The organism is Candidatus Competibacter denitrificans Run_A_D11 (assembly GCF_001051235.1).
Lineage (GTDB): Bacteria > Pseudomonadota > Gammaproteobacteria > Competibacterales > Competibacteraceae > Competibacter_A > Competibacter_A denitrificans.
The window spans coordinates 1-18,263 of sequence record NZ_CBTJ020000049.1 but is presented as its reverse complement, the minus strand read 5'-3'; the positions used below and the strand labels follow the sequence as shown (position 1 = coordinate 18,263).

The window sequence follows — 18,263 nt, the reverse complement described above, 5'->3', positions numbered from 1 at the left end:
CCTCCTCCGGTTGCACCCGCGCCGCCTCCGTCGCGCTGCAGACCTTCGGCGTCGCAAGCAAAAACTGGATGTAATCTTCATCGGTCACTTTCGCTGGGTTCATTCCGTCCTTTTACTCCATCAGATCCAACTGCGTAACTCCTACATCGGTGCAATCGTTCTAGGAGAGTCGCTGGCTGGCGCGCTCCGAATTCTTTGCACTGTGCGGATTTTCGATTGGCTCCGGTTTGAACTCACGCACATAGTGGTCCAGTCCGCCAATGGTGCCGCAGACGAATAGCACATCGTCCGGGCGTACTCGAAATCCCTCATCGAATTTGACAAACACATTTTGATCCCGCTCGACGGCCACCACGGCGGCGCCGGTGCGTTCCCGTACATACGCCCGCCACGGATGTAAGCCGACCAGACTCCCCGCACCCAGCCGTACAAACTTCAGGCGCTGTTCGACCGCCACCCGCTGTTCGGCCAACAGGTGGTAGGACAAAATTTCTCCTGCGACTTGCCCGACGGATAGCGCGAAATCCGCGCCCACTTGATACAGCCGAGGGACGTTAGGCGCACGATTGACGCGGACGATCAGCGGGATTTCCGGTGCGTAATCGCGCACCACCGCCGTGGCGAAAATACCGCCGCTATCGTTGCTCAAGGCCAGCACCACCGCGCTGGCTTCGCGTACTTTAGCGCGCTCCAGAGTAGCGTGTTCCAGGATATTACCCACCACATCGACCCCTGGCATGAGTTGCTCGTCAATGACGATGGTGGTTTCGCGGGCGTCACGCAGCATTTCCACCACTTTGCTGCCGACCGTGCCGAAACCGGCGACGACAATCGGGCCGGTGCGGCGAATGGGCGCAGCCAGCCGCTCGACTTGCACGAGATTGGGCTGAGCGCCGACCGCCACCAGAATTGCCCCTGGTTCGATCCGGGTATCCATGTTCTTAACGGTGCAAAACTGACCACCGCGCCATTGGCCAATGACGGTCACACCGTGACGCTCGCGTAGATGCAAGTCGCCGAGTCGTTGCCCTGCCAACGGGCTATCCGAGCGCACCCGAAATTCTGCCAAGCCGACTTGCGTGCCGAGCAGATGCAGTCCTTCCGCCGGTGGGGTAATCCGCGTACTGGCCCGCGCCGCTAACGCCCCGCCCAGAATGTGCGTCGGTGTAAAAACGGCGGTGGCCCCCACTTTTAGCATCGGTGGCCGATGTAAGGGATCGTCGGCCAGGGCGTAAATTGAGCCTTCGAAGCCTTGCTCGCGGGTCATCAGGATGCAGGTGGCGTTGGCATGATCGTCACCGTTAGTCACCACGGCGCGCGCCTCTTTAACGCCAACGAGCACGTCTGGGTCTTCGTCGAGCGTGCCGATCACCACCTGGTAACCGCGATCCCGCAGGCTGCGGGCCAGTACGACGTCTTCTTCCAGGATGACGAACGCCGATCCAAGCCGTTGAAATTCTTCAATTAAAGAATCAATGGCTGGGCCATAGCGAAAGAACAGCACTTGATCCGTCATCGGCGGTAGTAAGCGCGGTAGCCGGGCTTCAAACCGTTCTTCAAAGTAGGGCAACACATACACCGGGAAGATCATAAAGACTAAAAACATCCCCAGGAATTGCGTCGCCATGACGAATAGATTCATCACGGGATGGCTCCAGCGAGAATCCCCACCATAGCCGGTCGTGGTCAGAGTCTCGGAGGCCCATTCCAGGCTGGCCCAGAACCCGCGTGGACTACCCTCCAGGTAAATGGTGCCGAGCATATACAACAGGCCGAGTATAAGAACCGCCGCAGGTAATAGGGCCAGCAACGCCAGCAACCGTCGAGTTGAGCGCTTAAACCTTTGAAGCACGTCTCACTTCTCCAGAAAGGTAGGGCTGAAAACGGGATCACGCCGTGTTCCGGTTGGCGTGTGCCGTCATCGCTAAATTAATTTTTGTGCAATGCACCATTATTTTGCTATAATCAAATCCAGTCGGTAAATCAATGCACTTTTATGCATATCGTAGATGATCCCACTTTGGCACTGATCGCCCGGTTCGTGGGCGAAGCACAAGACGTTAGCATGTCCGACGCCGATTTTCTGTTCGGACAAGTCGCAGCCATCAAGCGCTATGTCAGGCAATTTCCCGTTGCCGAGCGTCAGGCTCGTGCGTTGGAATGGATCGAAACCTACGCGCAAGACTATCGCCAGCAATGGCAAAAACGGCTAGCGGTCCATGCGCTGGCCAAGGCACGGTGCCCCGATTGCCCACTGGCAGGCGGCGACCGCTCGACGCCTTGCGCAGTACATGAGCGTTGGCTGGATTTACTGCGGCGTTATACGGCTAACGAAATGTCCAGCCGGCAATATATCGAATACGCTCTACAGCTTCTCAATGCCCAGAAAGATCGCCTGAAAGTCACCAAAATCCGCTGTCATTTGCAATACGATTTCCTCACGATACTTGACGATTGAACGGCCCGTTCAGCCCGCACGCTATCTATTTCAGCGAACCGTAGACCGTTGCCCTATCATTAACGGAGCCAAGCGGTTAAATCCTGCCGCCGTTTCGGGGTAAGATGTCGGCCCTGTATGTTTGGCAAAGCTGTTCACCATCGCGCCTTGCCATAATGCCCGCCCAGCATTAGCGCGATGATTTTGCTTGTCTCGGTCACGCCGTAGAATTTCCCGCGATGCAGCATCACGATCACCCCCAAGCAGAAAGCGAAAGCGTCCGTCCAGTTTACTACGTCGGCATCGGCGCCTCGGCCGGTGGCCTGGAGGCACTGGAATCGTTTTTCTCCCGCATGGCCGCCGATAGCGGTATGGCGTTTATCGTCATTCAACACCTTTCGCCGGATTATAAAAGCATGATGGTCGAGTTGCTGTCCAAGCGCACCGCCATGCCAGTTCGCCGTGCTGAAGAAGGCATGCGCGTTGAAGCCAACTCGGTCTACCTGATCCCCCCCAAGAAAAATCTATCGATTTTCCATGGCAAGCTCCTGTTGCGGGAATCCGATCATAGCCGGGGCCTTAATTTACCCATTGATGTGTTTTTGCGCTCTCTCGCTGAGGATCAGGCCGGAAAAGCCATTGGCGTGATTCTTTCCGGCACCGGTAGCGACGGGGTGCGTGGGGTTCGCGGGATCAAGGAAGCCGGTGGTATCGTGCTGGTGCAAAGCGCCGATTCGGCCCGTTTCGATGGGATGCCGCGCGCTGCCATTTCGACTGGGCTAACCGATTTCATCCTGCCGCCCGAAGACATGCCGGATCGGCTACTGTCCTTTATCGAGCCTGCGTATGCTGCAAGGTCCAACCAATTAGCGCCGGCAATGCCCGATGAGGACGGTCTAACGCGGATCTTTACGCTCTTGCGTGAACGCACGCGGGTGGATTTTACCCACTATAAGCCCAATACCGTTATCCGGCGGATCGAGCGGCGCATGACGATGAACCAGGTTCATGCGCTGCGCGATTACGTCAAATTTATGGAAGGCTATCCCGGCGAAGTGATGGCGTTGTACCGGGAGTTACTGATCGGGGTCACCAATTTTTTCCGTGACCGCGAGGTGTTTGAAGAACTGGAAAGCCGTTACCTACCGGCGTTGTTCGAGCGCGTTGCAAGCCGGGAAATCCGTTTCTGGGTGGCCGGCTGTTCTAGCGGTGAGGAAGCCTACACCTTGGCGATGCTCAGCCGCGAGGTGGCGGAGCGTCTGAGCAAGCCTATCGAGATCAAGATTTTCGCCACGGATCTGGATCACGACGCGATCCTGCGGGCCAGCAGCGGCCTCTATCCTGAGAGCGCCGCCGCCGATCTGCCACCCGGTTATCTCACCAAGTACTTTCACCGCCGTGAAGACCATCGTTATCAGGTGGCTCGTGTGTTGCGGGAGATGGTGGTTTTTGCGCAGCACAATCTGATCAAAGACCCGCCGTTTACCAATATCGAGTTGGTAAGCTGTCGCAACCTGCTGATTTATCTCCAGCCGGTGTTACAACGCAAAGCGATGGAATTGATTAATTTCTCACTCAATCCCCAAGGGCTTTTGCTGTTGGGCAGCAGCGAAACACCAGGCGATTTGAGCGATGCGTTCGAAACGCTGCACCATAAGCTCAAGATTTTTGCTTCCAAGGGCAAGCGCAACCCGACCGGTAATAATCTGGAGTTTAACACCCTACCGGAACTGCGACCCAAGTCGAGCCGCCCACGCACACCGAATGCGTATCCAGCGCGTGATTACCAGGAAGAGCGGTTGCTGGATCGCTTGCTTCAGGCTTTGGCCGATGATTACATGCCGCTGGCGGTCGTAGTGAATGAGCAGAAGGAAGCCTTGCACATTTTGGGCGATCCAGATGGGTACTTCCGCTTGCAATCCGGCAAGATGCAAACCGATATCACCAAAATCGCGGTCCAGGATTTGGCCATCCCGCTGGCCACCGGCTTGCAGCGGGTCTTCAGCGGCGGTCAGGAAGTCCGATACACGGGTATCCGAATCCGCTGGCGCGATGAATCCCGGACGGTGCATATTCGTATCCGACCGCTGCCTGGCAAAAAAGGCCAGGAGCCTTTGGCGGTGATTTTAATTGAGCATAACCCCGCAGCACCAGCGGACACCGCTACGGGCGGTTCCCAGCTTTATGACGCAGGTCAGGAGGCGGAACAGCGTATCCGTGATCTGGAGCAGGAGTTGCAATTTTCCCGCGAAAACCTGCAAGCGACCATTGAGGAACTGGAAACCTCAAACGAAGAATTACAAGCTACCAACGAAGAGCTTCTCGCCAGCAACGAGGAGTTGCAGAGCACCAATCAAGAGTTGCAATCCGTCAACGAAGAATTACAGTCTGTCAATGAGGAATTACACACCGTCAACGCCGAGCATCAGCGCAAAATCATGGAATTGATTGAGCTGAATAACGATCTGGACAATTTCATGACCAGTACCCGGATCGCAACCTTGTTCCTCGACGAGCACCGGCTGATTCGCCGTTTTACCCCACCGATCAAGCACGTTTTTAAAATTTTGGACACGGATGTCGGGCGGCCGGTGAGTCACCTATTGCACACGTTGGTCGATGCGGACCCTTACGAGATGATCGAAGCAGTGGCAGCGGGTGGCAGCGAGCGTGAGCAGGAAGTGCGCACACGGGCAGGGGCCTGGTTTTTGATGCGGGTCTTGCCTTATCACGTTGGCGAGGAAGCCGTCTCCGGCGTGGTGCTGACGTTCACTGATATCGGTTTGCTAAAGGCCGCCCAGGCGGACTTATCGGACCACGAAACGCGGCTGGCCAGCCTGTATCGTGCGGTGCCGGTTGGCGTTGGGCGGGTTGCTGCGCGCCGGTTCCTCGAAGTCAACGACCAACTGTGCCGGATGCTCGGCTACCAGCGTGACGTGCTGCTCGGCCAAAGTTCGCGAATGCTGTATCTGTCCCAGGAAGAGTTCGATTTCGTCGGTGAGTCTTTGTACGCGCAGATCCGTAAGCTGGGCGTGGGCACGTTGGAGGTCCGCTGGCGGCGCGGGGATGGTGCGGTCATCCCCGTCTTGATCAATGGCTCGGCACTGAACCCTGCCAAGCCCGATGAAGGAACGACAGTTGCCGTTTTGGACTTGTCTGCCTATAAGCAAGCCCTCACGCAAGCCCAAGAGTCGGAACGCCTAGCCCGTGCCGCACTTGACGCCTTGACCACGCATGTCGCCATTCTTGATGAAAGGGGGATCATTCTCGCCGTCAACGAGGCATGGCGAAAATTTGCCATCGCAAACGGCGGTGAACTTGATCAATTGACTGAAGGGGTCAATTATTTAACGGTTTGTGATCGGGCACAGGGAGGTCATGCCAATGGTGCTGCCGATTTCGCCAAAGGTCTTCGCGCGGTGCTGAGCAGTACCTGCGAGCGATTCACCCAGAGCTATCCTTGCTATTCAGCCCAGGAGCAGCGCTGGTTCGTCGGGCGGGTGACCCGCCTGCCCGGCGAAGGCCCCACCCGCGTGGTGGTTGCTCACGAGTTCGTCGGGTACGAAGCGCCGACGAGTTGAAGGGGCTGCAAGTAAGCCAACCGGTTGCTTGCCTATGCCAGCCTCGAAAAATCTCACCGTGAACGGCGCCGCTTAAACGGCGGATCACTTGATCAGCGCGCTATGCTTAATGGCATCACGTACACAGGCGTTGCCCTGTTGAGGAAAATCCCTGGTAACCTTAATCTGGGTAGGCACTCAAAAATCAGTTCAGTAAGGTGTGACACATCATGATGCAAGATAAAAGGGGAGAGGCGAACATCCTCCGCGAGAAAGCTGAAGCGAGCGCGGCGCGGCGTGGTTTGGAAAAGCTGGAGTTTTCCGCTGAAAGCCCCGATAAGCTCATGCATGAGCTGCAAGTCCACCAGATTGAGCTGGAAATTCAAAACGAGGAATTGCGCCGTGTGCTCGGTGAACTGGAACAATCGCGTAATCAGTTTTCGCTCTTGTTCCACCAAGCGCCCATCGGCTATTTGGTGTTGAATGATGTCGGCCTAATCCACGAAGTGAACGAAACGTTCTGCCGCATGGTGAACGGCAAGCGGGCACGGCTGATCGGTACTCCCTTTTCAGAATGTATGGAAGGGGATGACCGGGGTGTTTTTTTGGCGCGCTATCGGGCGTTCTTCGGCAATCCGGCTGGAAAAAATCTGGAAGTGCTCATTTTGCGGACAGAGGGTCCGGCTTTTTACGCCCACATGGAAGGCACCATCATCAACACGGTGTTGACCACACAGGGGAAGGGCACGCCTTTGCTGTATCTAGCCGTTACCGATATCACCGCGCGTAAATGGGCGGAAGAGAAGCGTTTGCAACTGGAGCGGCAGATGCAACAAACCCAGAAACTGGAAAGTCTGGGGGTGTTGGCCGGTGGCATTGCCCACGATTTCAATAACCTGCTGACGGTTATTTTAGGTAACGCCAGCCTGGCGATTGATGAGTTACCGCCGATCACACCCGCCCGCGACAGCTTGATCGCCATTGAGGAAACGTCATTGCGCGCCGCTGAGCTGTGTCGGCAAATGCTGGCGTATTCCGGTAAGGGCCAGTGCATCATTGAAAACATCCGCTTGCGCGACCTGATCGGGGAGATGGTGTCGTTGCTCAAGGCATCCATCGGCAAGAAGGCGATTTTCAACCTGAACTTGAAAGATTCCTTGCCGCTGCTGCGGGGTGATCCCAGCCAGATTCGTCAAGTCATTATGAATCTGGTGATCAACGGGTCCGAAGCGCTCAGCGATCATGGCGGCGCGATCACCATCTCGACCGGTGCCATGGAATGTTCGCGCGAGTATCTGACCGAAGCGTTTCTCGACGAGAGCCTCACCGAAGGCGCTTATGTCTGGCTGGAGGTATCCGATACCGGTTGCGGCATGGATCAGGATATTCAACGCCGCATCTTCGAGCCATTTTTCACCACCAAGTTTACCGGCCGCGGGCTGGGCCTGTCGGCGGTGCTGGGCATCGTGCGCGGACACAAGGGCGCGCTGAAGGTGTACAGCGAACCGGGCCGCGGCACCACCTTCAAGGTTCTGTTTCCTGCGGTCCTAGAGGAAAAGGCGCTGGCGGGCCGCAATCAGAACGTCAAGAGCAGTAGCTGGAAAGGAGCTGGGACGATTTTACTGGTTGACGATGAAGAATCGGTGCGGGTGATGGGTACCCGAATGCTGGAGCGGGTCGGGTTTGAGGTGCTGACGGCCGCAGATGGGCGCGAAGCGTTGGAGATGTTCCAGGGCCGACGCGATGAAATCGTGCTGGTCTTACTGGATCTGACCATGCCGGATCTGGATGGTGAGGAAACCTTTCGGGAACTGCGCCGGATGGATGCGCGGCTTCGTGTCGTCATGTCCAGCGGCTATACCGAAAGTGAGATCGCGCCGCGCTTTGCCGGCAAACGGCTGTCGGGTTTCCTGCAAAAACCTTACACGCTAGAGGCGCTGACCCAGTGCCTGCAAGGCGCTTTGGGTAACACGGCGGCGGATGGACCCTCGCCAGTGGCGCTGGACCCAATGGGCTAGAGATCATCGACTCGCCGCTCAGATCCCTCCAAGCGGCGGGTCAACTCTCGGCGGATTCTATGCCTTCGTAGCGTAGCCGACCGTTTTCAGCGCTGCGCCGATCTCGGTCAGGATGGTCGGATCATCGATGGTAGCGGGCACTTTATACTCCACGCTATCGGCGATTTTATGCATGGTGCCACGCAGAATTTTGCCTGAGCGGGTCTTGGGCAAGCGGTTGACCACCAGCGCCGTCTTAAATGCGGCCACCGGGCCGATGCGCTCGCGCACCATGGCCACCACCTCCTTGCTGATCTCCTCATGCGGCCGTTCGACCCCGCTTTTCAGCACGATAAAGCCGAGCGGCAACTGGCCTTTCATTTCATCAGTGACGCCGATCACCGCGCATTCGGCGACATCCTGATGAGAGGCCAGGACTTCTTCCATCGCTCCGGTGGATAAACGATGGCCGGCGACATTGATCACATCATCGACCCGCCCCATCACGAAGATATAGCCTTCATCATCGATATAACCGGAATCGCCGGTGGTGTAATACCCAGGATTTTCCTCGTAATAGGCATCGCGGCAACGCTGTTCGGCATTCCACAGGGTGGTGAAGGCGCCGGGGGCCATCGGCAGCTTCATGACCAGCGCACCTTCTTGATTAGTGCCCACTGGCTGGCCGTCCGCTCCCAGTACCTGCACGTTCCAGCCCGGCATCGCCTTACTGGTCGAACCGTATTTGACCGGGAAGCGTTCGATGCCCAGCGGAACGCCGGCGATGGCCCAGCCGGTCTCGGTCTGCCACCAGTGATCGATGACCGGTACGTTAAGATGCTTTTCGGCCCATTGCAGGGTGTCGGGATCGGATCGTTCACCGGCCAGGAATAACGCGCGAAAATGTGACAGATCGTATTGCTTGACCAGTTGGCCATCTGGATCTTCCCGCTTGATGGCGCGAAAGGCGGTAGGAGCCGTGAACAGCACGGGAATCCGGTGCCGACTGATGACCCGCCAGAACGCGCCAGCATCGGGCGTACCGACCGGTTTGCCTTCATAGAGCGTTGCAGTGGCGCCGTGGAGCATCGGGCCATAGGCGATGTAGGAATGACCGACCTGCCAGCCGACATCCGAGGCCGCCCACATGGTTTCGCCAGGCTGGATGGTGTAGAAGTGCTGCATCGTCCATTGGGTAGCGACCGTGTGACTGCCGTTGTCGCGGACAATGCCCTTCGGCTGGCCGGTGGTGCCGGAGGTGTACAGGATATATAAAGGATCAGTCGCCGCGACCGGAACACAATCGACCGGAGTCGCGCCCGCCATTTGCTCATCCCAGTCGTGATCACGGCCAGAGGTGAGGGGGGCTTGAATTTGCGGGCGTTGCAGGATGACGCAGGCCGAGACCTTGTGGCTGGCCATGTCGAGTGCGGCATCAAGTAGCGGCTTGTACGGCAGCACTTTGCTACCTTCGATGCCGCAGGAGGCCGAGACGACGACTTTAGGCGTGGCGTCGTTGATACGGGTTGACAGTTCGTGTGAGGCAAAGCCGCCGAATACGACCGAATGAATCGCGCCAAGTCGCGCACAGGCCAGCATGGCGACCACCGCTTGCGGCACCATCGGCATATAGATAATGACCCGATCACCCTTATTGACCCCAAGTCGCCTGAGAACACCGGCAAAACGCGAAACCAGATCAAGCATCTCTTTAAAGGTCAAAACCTGGATGGTTTCGGTGACAGGGCTGTCGTAGATCAACGCGGCTTGCTCGGCTCGGCCACCGGCCACATGCCGATCCAGCGCGTTATAGCAGGTGTTCAGTTCACCACCGACAAACCAGCGATAGAACGGGGCGCGACTATCGTCTACCACCTTATCCCAGGGTTTGAACCAGTCGATTTCGGCGGCAGCTTCGCCCCAAAAGCCGGCAGGGTCAGTCAGCGAACGGCGATAAATGCTGTCGTAACTGCTCATGTTTGGTACTTCCTCCCAAATCTATTTTGATGGCAATTGAGCTTGGCCCTGAGTATTCGGGGCCTATGGTTTTGCTTAAGCACTGTTTTAGCGCTAGTTTGCTACTGTTACCGGTCATCGGCAAACAGATGGCTGCCTGGATGACCTGTTACCAAGGATAGCAGCGCATGGCCATGCAAACAGCGCAGCCGCTGATGGGTTGTGCTCGCTTTGCAAAACCAAGCACATCCCCTGCGGGAGCAATCGTGCTTAAATGGTGTCAATCGTTTATCTACCGCGTGCGGTTCGAGATGTATCCGACTTACCGGGAAAGTCCATGATATTGACTTCAGACAACGCTCAAACCAGGAGAAAGGCATGGTAAAGCGCAGTTCCCCCCAATTGGCGGCGGCATGTTCGCTAATGGTCGCTTGTGTCGTTGGCGCCACCGTGTCAGGGTCGGCACACGCCGAACTGGGTGGCACAGTCGCCTCAGTAGAGAGCGATGCCGCCCATCTGAAAGGTGTTGTGCGCCTAGCGCCAGCCCAAGCCTACACGCTGCATGAGATTGAGGCGGCGACCGGTCATATTGTCCGTGAGTATGCCGCTGACGATGGCAAGATTTTCGGCGTGGGGTGGGAGGGTCCCACCGTGCCTGATTTACGCCAATTACTTGGTGAGCAGTATTTCACCAAATTCCAGCAGGCGGTCGCCAAACGCCAGAGCCATCGGCGCGGACCCGTGGTCATCGAAACCTCGGATTTTGTCTTCGAGCAAACTGGGCGATTGCGCGATTTTCGCGGTCGCGCCTATCTGCCGCGAGCCGTGCCGTCGGGTGTAGGCATCGGCATGATCCGCTAAATTGAGGGAAACCACATGCGTTTATTCGGATTTCTTGTCCTGATCAGCGGCGTCGTATTAGGGGTGGGCTGTGGCGGTGGTGGTGGCGGTGATAGCGGTACGACCCCCGCCGGTGTGACCTCGGTGCGTGTCACTTGCACACCGGCAACGGTGCGCTCCGGTGGCACCAGTCATTGTTCGGCGGCGGTGGCCGGTAGCGGTAACTACAGCACAGCCGTGAGCTGGACAACCAGCGCGGGCAGTATCGCTGCCTCTGGCGTTCTGACAGCGCCGCTGGTTTCTAGCATCACACCGGTCACAGTAACCGCGACCTCGACCCAAGACGGCAGCCGCTCAGGTTCGGCGACAGTGACCGTTAATCCGGCGGGCAGCGCCCAGAATGTGCATCCCATCGTGGTGGACGGTGGCCCGCCTGGATTGGGAGCCGATTATTATGTCAACGGCCTTTTCACCAGTGTGCGGGTCTGCGAGCCGGGTAGCACCAGCCGTTGCCAGACCATCGACCATGTATTGGTCGATACCGGCGCGGTGGGTGTGCGGATGTTGAGTGCTGCTGCTGGTGGTCAGCTTGGGCTGTCCTTGCCAGCGCATACGGCGTCCGATGGCAATCCTTTAGTGCAGTGTATGCAGTTTTTGGATGGCTTTACCTGGGGGCCGATTGCCTTGGCCGATATTTATCTGGGCGACCAGTTGGCTTCCTCTGTGCCGATCCAGGTCATCGCGCCGGCCGATGCGCCGGCAGTGCCGAGCAGTTGCCGAAATACCGGCGGCTCCAACGAGAATACGCTGTCGCGATTAGGCGCCAACGGTATCCTGGGGATCGGTTTGTTCCTGGAAGATTGCGGCGATAGCTGCGCCCAGCAGGCCCTTAATGTCTATTACTCCTGCTCAACGAGCAGTTGCGTCGAGACGGCGGTGCCGACCGCGCGGCAAGTGCAAAATCCGGTGGCGATGTTTTCGAATGACAATAACGGCTTGATCGTGCAATTGCCGAGCATTGCCAATGCTGGCCAGGAGTCGGTGACCGGTTCGCTGGTGTTTGGCATCGGCACTCAGCCGAATAACGGCTTGGGTAACGCTGCCGTTTATACGACCGACGCTCGCGGAAACTTCACTGCTACCTATAACGGCGCCTCGTACAGTTCCAGCTTTATCGACAGCGGTTCCAATGGGATCTTCTTCCTGAGCGCCGCTGTCACGGGGTTACCGGCTTGCCAAGGCATTTACAGTGGCTTCTATTGCCCGGCCACGGAGACGACCTTTACCGTCACCAATACCGGTAGAAATGGGGTCAGCGGTGCAGTGACGTTCAGCGTTGCCAATGCCCAAACCTTGATCGATTCCAAACGCAAAGCCTTTAACAACTTAGCTGGGGTGTTGGCGGGGCGCTTCGATTACGGCTTGCCGTTTTTCTTTGGGCGTAATGTGTATGTCGCTATTGAGGGCCGCAACACGCCAGGAGGCGTCGGGCCGTACTGGGCGTATTGACGAGGCTGGTTCTCTGTCAGGAAATTCATACGCGGGGTCGTGCCGGTTAGCCGGCCATCGGCCGGCTCAGCGTGTGCCGCTTAGGGCAGTGCTTCAATGCGAACGCGCCCTAAGCCATTGATCGCTAATCTTCTGGCTGCTGCGCGCGAGAGATCAATGACCCGGCCACCCACATAAGGCCCCCGGTCGTTGATCGTCACTTCAACTTTCTTGCCGTTGTTCAGGTTGGTCACCCTGGCTCTCGTACCGAGCGGCAATTGCCGGTGCGCAGCCGTGAGCGCGTGCTGATTAAACGTTTGTCCGCTCGCCGTCTTCCTGCCGTGAAAACCTGGTCCGTACCAGGACGCTTGGCCAATTTGATTGGCGTAAGCCGGGATACTGGCGCATAGCGTTAAAGCGCCGATCAAGACAGCCCGTTGCAAGCGGGCGCCCCCCTTGCTGGCGGGTCGAGCGTTTAGACGATGTGTATTGCGTTTATTCAAGAATTGATCTCCATAATGTGGGCTATAGATTAGCTTTTAAATTAAAAAACAATAAGTTAATCGAAACCCTCTACACTATTGACCGCCGAAGGATAGCACGGCCCCACAATGGAAAAGCAACAAAAATTTTCGAAAATTTTTTAATTTTTTATTTAATTCATTGATTTTTATATAAATATATTTTTTTTTGCTACATTTTTGTTAAAAGTATAACAGATTGATTTTATTACAAAATTTTTTCATAGGAGTAAATAAGGCTATAATTTTACATGGTTCATTTTTTTTATTAAATTAATCAATAGCTTATTTTTATAATTTTTTGATAATTTCCGCGAGTGCGCTTTAGGCTAGACACCGGTACCATAGATCGAGATTTGGTTTTTAATCGTCATCCACTGCAACAGTGAAATCGGAGCCATGCACGAACTTGTAGTCGAAGTGGAAGCCGGTGAAGTGGGGTTTGATGCTGGGCGGCTTGCTCGGATCGGTACGCATTTCGCGCGTTACGTCGATGACGGCCGGTTACCGGGTTGGCTGATTCTGGTGAGCCGGGCCGGCAAGATCGCCTATCTTGGCCGATACGGCCAACGGGATCTGGAAGCCGGTAAGTCTATCGAGTGTGACACGCTGTTCCGTATTTACTCGATGACCAAGCCGGTCACGGCTATCGCAGCGATGATGCTGTACGAGGAAGGGGCTTTTGAACTCAAAGACCCCATCAGTCGCTTCATTCCCGCGTTTGCTGAAACGCGCGTGTATCGCAGCGGCTCTGCGTTAAAGCCTGTCACCGAACCACTCAACGATCCAATACGAATTTGGCACTTGCTCACCCATACCGCCGGGTTCACCTATGGGTTCCATCATGCCCATCCGGTTGACGCTCTGTATCGGGCTGCTGGCTTCGAATGGGGGTCACCCGATGGGCTTGATTTGGCCGCCTGCTGCGAACGCTGGGCCGGATTGCCCTTGCTATTTCAGCCGGGAAGCGAATGGAATTATTCGGTGGCGAGTGATGTGCTGGGCCGGGTCGTCGAAGTCATTTCGGGAATGACGCTGGATCAGTTTTTCGCCAAGCGAATTTTTCAGCCACTTGGCATGTCTGACACCGGCTTTTGGGTGGCCGACCAGGCCAGCGACCGATTAGCCGCCTTCTATTCGCCCCAACCCAGTACCTTACGGGCGGTTCGTAACGAAAGCATGGGGCAAGTCAGATCACAGCGTCCCCTCTGTTGCCTGGGCGGTGATGGCTTGATATCGACGGCCGCCGATTATCATCGCTTCACACAAATGCTCTTGCGGGGCGGGGAGCTGGACGGGGTTCGGCTGTTGAGCAACCGAACCGTGCGCTATATGACCCGCAATCATCTGCCCGGCGGTGTTGATCTTGAAACCTTCGGTCGGCCGCTGTTCGCTGAAACTACGTTCGACGGTATTGGCTTCGGGCTGGGCTTTTCAGTGGTGCTTGATCCGGTGGCCAATAAAGTGTTGTGTTCGCCCGGTGAATTCGCCTGGGGTGGCGCCGCTAGCACCGCGTTTTGGGTGGACCCCACCGAGCAAATCACCGCCTTGCTGTTCACCCAACTGTTTCCATCCAGCACCCATGCGCTCCGCCCTCAACTGCGCCAACTGGTCTATCAGGCGCTAGTGGATTGATTCGTTTGGCTATGTCTCGCGCAGTGAAGCAGGAATTTTGGGCTGGCGTGCGGGCGTTGGCTCCGCTGCTGGTCGGTGTCGCGCCATTTGGCATGATTTATGGTGTACTGGCCTTGGCCAATGGATTAACGCCAGCAGCGGCGCTGGCCATGTCGTCGATCCTATTCGCCGGGTCGGCTCAATTTTTGTTTTGCCAGTTGGTTGGCGTGGGTGCGCCGGCGACCGTGATGGTCGCTGAGGTGGGATTGCTGAATCTGCGTCATGCGCTGTATAGCGCCGCGCTGGCCCCGCGCTTGGCGCACCTGCCGCGCCGCTGGAAGCTGCTGTTGGCCTATTTGCTCACCGATGAAGCCTTTGCCGCCATCAGCCACCGGGAAGCCGAAAGCCAACCCAGTCCTGATCGGCACTGGTTTTATCTGGGGGCCGGTCTGGCGTTATGGGGCGGCTGGCAATTGTCCACCGCTGTTGGGGTATTGCTGGGCGCTCGTTTGCCGGCCGATTGGCCGCTCGATTTTGCCCTGCCGCTGACCTTTATCGCCATCGTCGTTCCGCTAATCCGCAGCCGAGCAATGTTGCTGGCAGCCGGGGTTGCCGGCAGTGTAGCGCTGCTGGCGGCGGGATTGCCGTTCAAACTGGGGTTACTGGCGGCGGCGCTGGCGGGGATGGCGGCCGGCTGGTGGGCTGTGGATAAAGCGTGATGAGCGTTTGGCTGATCATGGTGATCTGTGGACTGCTGACTTTCGGGCTGCGGCTGTCGTTTATCGCCGCCGAAGGCCGGGTGACGTTTCCGCGCTGGTTCCGGGTACTGTTGCCGTTCGTGCCGGTCGCTACGCTGACTGCGTTGGTAATACCCGAATTGCTGTTGGCGGATGGCGCGTTGTGGCTGTCATGGCGAAACACGCGCTTGATGGCCGGGATCGTCGCCATCATCATCGCTGCGGCCACCCGTAGTGTACTGTGGACTCTGGTGGGCGGTTTTGCGACGTTAGCGCTGTGGTCTAGCCTGATCGGATAAGCGCACTTACCGTTCAGAGTCGATCTGGTTCTGTGCCAGTGCTCTAGCGGGTGCGGTGTCAGCGCTCATGCGGGTGACCCAGGCGTTCGCTGCGCTGGCGGTGAGATTCTGGATTGGGTTGGGGAACAAGCCGCCCGCCAGCACCAATACCCCCAGCACACAGGCGACCAGCAGCTCGCGCGGTCGTAAGTCTGCCGCTGAGGCGACAGTTTTATCGCTCACCGGACCCAGAAAAGCGTGTCGGAAGAAACTCAAAAAATAAGCTGCGCCCAGAATCACGCCGAGCACCGCCACCACGGCCAGGCCGGGTGAAACCTGCAACAATCCAAGCAGAATCAGCAGCTCCGCGACAAAGCCATTGGTGCCGGGCAAGCCGATGGAGGCCATACCGAGCAGCAGAAAACAGCCGGTCAGTAAGGGCAACGGTTGGGCCAGGCCGCCCAGGCTGGCCAGGTCGGTCGAACCGAGCCGATGGTGCAGAAATCCGGTCAGCAGCAGCAAACCGCCCGCGATGACCCCGAAGTTGGCCAGTTGAAACACCGCACCCTGCACCCCTTGCACGTTCAGTGCAGCGATACCAGCGATTACCAGCCCAACGTGACTGACGCTGGAAAACGCCAGCATCAGCCGCAGATTGGACTGTCGCAGCGCCACCAGCGCCCCGTACAACATCCCGAACAGACCCAGTCCGGCCATCAGCCAGACATACTCGCGCGCCGCCGTCGGGGCCAGCGGCACGGCAAAACGCAGAATGCCGAACGCGCCGAGTTTGAGGCCGACTAACAGTGCGCTCAAGCCGATTGGCCCCTCGCGCAACACGGTCGGCAACCAGGTATGGAACGGAAACAGCGGCGCTTTTACCGCAAAGCCGACGAATAACAACAAGAAGACGAGCGCCTGCAACTCCGTGGGCAGCGGCCGTTCGAGCAGCGTTGGATAATCGAAAATCAGCGCGTCCAGCCCCGGCGCGCCGACGCCGCTGGTGTGGTAAAGGCCCAGCAGCAGAATGGCGAACAGCAGCGGAATTCCGCCGGCCAACATGAATAAAGTATATTTAACCGCCGCATAGCGCCGCTCCGGGCCGATGCCCCACAGGCTGACCAGAAAATAAATCGGCACCAGCGTCAATTCCCAGAAGAGGAAGAACAGCACCAAATCCAGCGCGCAGAACACGCCCACCGTCACGCCTTCCAGCGCTAACAGCAGAGCGAAATACAAGCGGGGCATCGACTGAATGCTGGTCCAGGATGCGAGAATCACCGCGCAGAACAGCAAAGCCGTCAGCGGCGGAAACAGCGCCGCAATCCCGTCAATGCCGACCAGATAGTGCACGTTCAGGCTGGGAATCCAGGTTGCCCGTTCCACCAACTGCATCCCGGCTATGTCTGGGCGTAGTGCGGCCAGCATCACCAGCGACAGCAGCAATTCCAGTCCAGCCCCCATCAGCGCCACCACGCGAACGGTGCGCTGGTCGCGCAAGAATGCCAGCCCCAAGGCCCAGAGCACGGGCAGGCCAATCAGCACGCTCAAGATGGGAAAACCGAGCGGATCGGCAGCCGGCAGTGATTCGAGATTAGGCGGCACTGTTGCCAAGCTCCTTGGAAAAGTGGTGGGAACTGATGTGCAGCTTTCGGCCCAGATAAAGCCGGTGGGCGTCGTGGCGATGGACGCCGGAATCGAGATGGAATTGCGCGCAGGACAGTTCTTCAGCTTTTTCCAGCAACCAATCCAGTAGTTTGCCGCCATAGCCGTGCTTGCGAAACGCGCTCCGGCAGATCAGATCATCGGCATAAAACATCTTCCCAGAATACAAAAACTCGGTGACCCGATAACCGGCCGCCGCGACCACTTGATCTCCGACCGTGAGATAAACCAGCGTGTAGCCATGATTTTGCATCTGACGTTGGACTTGTGCGACGAACTCCGCTTCTGAAAGATGCGGGCGTAATTCGTGTATTGCCGGGAAGCAGGCGGTGATTTGGTGTTCGGTGGTGGCTATTTGAATATTCATAACAGTGCTAAGAAAACCATGTATATATGCCGGTAAGCATTAGTATTGGTAGTAATAAAAGTAAGACAAAAATACCGAGGCATCCACTTGTGCTTTGCCTGCTTCTAATAACCTGTTGTTGAGAGTGAGCTTCTAACCATTGCTTATGGCAGGCAATACAGTAAAGTTTATCGAAGCCAGCATTCCATGCCTGTATTGTTCTTTTATCAAAACTTGCAATTGATTTACAGCGAGCACAAGTGAAAGCTTTTTCTTTAGGGGTTTTCTTTCTTAAAAAGATTATTACTGAGATTATCACGAAAACACCAAGCAGAATAATTTTATTAACGTCTTGAATTTTATAATAAATAAAGGCACCACTCCCAATTGAGATAAATAAAACAGCAATTGAAAGACAATCGAGGATTGTCTTTTTTGGAGGTGCAACATTACTATAATTTACTTGATGACCTCGCTTAGCTGGTAAACTTTCAATAACAATATTTTTAGCTTTTAATCTTTTTTGAGAATCTTGAGCTATCTCAAACTCTACTAAATCATCTATTTTTGGCCTTCTTCCGTTTGTCTTTATATCAGAGATATGGAAAAAAATTTTATCTGACTGCTCGTGCCCTCTAATAAAACCAAATCCCTTGTCATCTTTCCAATCAGAGATTTTGCCTTTCATCTCATCTAATCCCTAGCCCTAAGTATTAAATTACAAATTTAGAGCCTATCCGAAAATTCTTATTCAGATACAAATGATTAATCGCAGCCCTCTTCATTAAGAGGTGGATACAATTTCTTCAGTAGAATACGGATAG

14 protein-coding genes and 1 pseudogene are annotated in these 18,263 nt (G+C 56.3%); 8 read left to right on the top strand and 7 right to left on the bottom strand.

Going from position 1 to position 18,263, the window contains the following annotated elements:
• Both BN873_RS21445 and BN873_RS11265 read right to left on the bottom strand, forming a co-directional pair.
• Positions 1-103, bottom strand: a pseudogene (locus BN873_RS21445) (IS701 family transposase); the annotation flags it as partial.
• Positions 104-160: 57 nt separating this feature from the next.
• Positions 161-1,852: a potassium channel family protein gene (locus tag BN873_RS11265; protein WP_048673711.1), complete on the bottom strand. Its 1,692-nt coding sequence runs from the start codon at positions 1,850-1,852 to the stop codon at positions 161-163.
• 144 nt (positions 1,853-1,996) lie between these two features.
• Between BN873_RS11265 and BN873_RS11260 the strand changes: the two genes are divergently transcribed.
• From BN873_RS11260 to BN873_RS11250, 3 genes are all read left to right on the top strand, one after another.
• Entirely contained in the window at positions 1,997-2,458 is a 462-nt protein-coding gene (locus tag BN873_RS11260) for a hypothetical protein (RefSeq protein WP_048673709.1), read from the top strand.
• Positions 2,459-2,676: 218 nt separating this feature from the next.
• Complete coding sequence (locus BN873_RS11255) at positions 2,677-6,018, top strand: chemotaxis protein CheB (RefSeq protein ID WP_053085312.1); 3,342 nt, start codon at positions 2,677-2,679, stop codon at positions 6,016-6,018.
• A 209-nt stretch (positions 6,019-6,227) separates the two neighbouring features.
• On the top strand, positions 6,228-8,015 hold the full coding sequence (locus BN873_RS11250; protein WP_053085310.1) for a hybrid sensor histidine kinase/response regulator: 1,788 nt from the start codon (positions 6,228-6,230) through the stop codon (positions 8,013-8,015).
• Between the two features lie 57 nt (positions 8,016-8,072).
• On the opposite strand, the gene BN873_RS11245 is transcribed toward BN873_RS11250, so the two are convergent.
• Entirely contained in the window at positions 8,073-9,971 is a 1,899-nt protein-coding gene (locus BN873_RS11245; RefSeq protein ID WP_048673706.1) for a propionyl-CoA synthetase, read from the bottom strand.
• A gap of 357 nt (positions 9,972-10,328) precedes the next feature.
• Between BN873_RS11245 and BN873_RS11240 the strand changes: the two genes are divergently transcribed.
• Both BN873_RS11240 and BN873_RS11235 read left to right on the top strand, forming a co-directional pair.
• Entirely contained in the window at positions 10,329-10,811 is a 483-nt protein-coding gene (locus BN873_RS11240; RefSeq protein ID WP_048673703.1) for a DUF2844 domain-containing protein, read from the top strand.
• A gap of 15 nt (positions 10,812-10,826) precedes the next feature.
• Complete coding sequence (locus BN873_RS11235; RefSeq protein ID WP_048673700.1) at positions 10,827-12,299, top strand: DUF3443 family protein; 1,473 nt, start codon at positions 10,827-10,829, stop codon at positions 12,297-12,299.
• 80 nt (positions 12,300-12,379) lie between these two features.
• On the opposite strand, the gene BN873_RS11230 is transcribed toward BN873_RS11235, so the two are convergent.
• Complete coding sequence (locus BN873_RS11230; RefSeq protein ID WP_171820456.1) at positions 12,380-12,781, bottom strand: septal ring lytic transglycosylase RlpA family protein; 402 nt, start codon at positions 12,779-12,781, stop codon at positions 12,380-12,382.
• Between the two features lie 417 nt (positions 12,782-13,198).
• On the opposite strand from BN873_RS11230, the gene BN873_RS11225 reads away from it, so the two are divergent.
• Genes BN873_RS11225 through BN873_RS11215 form a run of 3 tightly spaced genes read left to right on the top strand, consistent with a single transcriptional unit; the run spans position 13,199 to position 15,449 of the window.
• Positions 13,199-14,434 carry a serine hydrolase domain-containing protein gene (locus BN873_RS11225; RefSeq protein ID WP_048673697.1) on the top strand — a complete coding sequence of 412 codons (1,236 nt, stop codon included), beginning with the start codon at positions 13,199-13,201 and terminating at the stop codon, positions 14,432-14,434.
• A gap of 11 nt (positions 14,435-14,445) precedes the next feature.
• Positions 14,446-15,132: an AzlC family ABC transporter permease gene (locus BN873_RS11220; protein WP_048673695.1), complete on the top strand. Its 687-nt coding sequence runs from the start codon at positions 14,446-14,448 to the stop codon at positions 15,130-15,132.
• Positions 15,132-15,449 carry an AzlD domain-containing protein gene (locus tag BN873_RS11215; RefSeq protein ID WP_048673693.1) on the top strand — a complete coding sequence of 106 codons (318 nt, stop codon included), beginning with the start codon at positions 15,132-15,134 and terminating at the stop codon, positions 15,447-15,449. Before BN873_RS11220 ends, BN873_RS11215 begins: the two co-directional genes overlap by 1 nt.
• Positions 15,450-15,455: 6 nt before the next feature.
• On the opposite strand, the gene BN873_RS11210 is transcribed toward BN873_RS11215, so the two are convergent.
• The 3 genes from BN873_RS11210 to BN873_RS11200 are packed head-to-tail and all read right to left on the bottom strand — an operon-like array spanning position 15,456 to position 18,127.
• On the bottom strand, positions 15,456-17,033 hold the full coding sequence (locus BN873_RS11210; protein WP_242434418.1) for a complex I subunit 4 family protein: 1,578 nt from the start codon (positions 17,031-17,033) through the stop codon (positions 15,456-15,458).
• Positions 17,023-17,460 (bottom strand): GNAT family N-acetyltransferase, encoded by a 438-nt coding sequence (locus tag BN873_RS11205; protein ID WP_053085308.1) that lies wholly within the window; start codon positions 17,458-17,460, stop codon positions 17,023-17,025. Before BN873_RS11205 ends, BN873_RS11210 begins: the two co-directional genes overlap by 11 nt.
• Before the next feature lie 7 nt (positions 17,461-17,467).
• Positions 17,468-18,127 carry a cold shock domain-containing protein gene (locus BN873_RS11200; RefSeq protein ID WP_048673691.1) on the bottom strand — a complete coding sequence of 220 codons (660 nt, stop codon included), beginning with the start codon at positions 18,125-18,127 and terminating at the stop codon, positions 17,468-17,470.
• Positions 18,128-18,263: the final 136 nt, after the last annotated feature.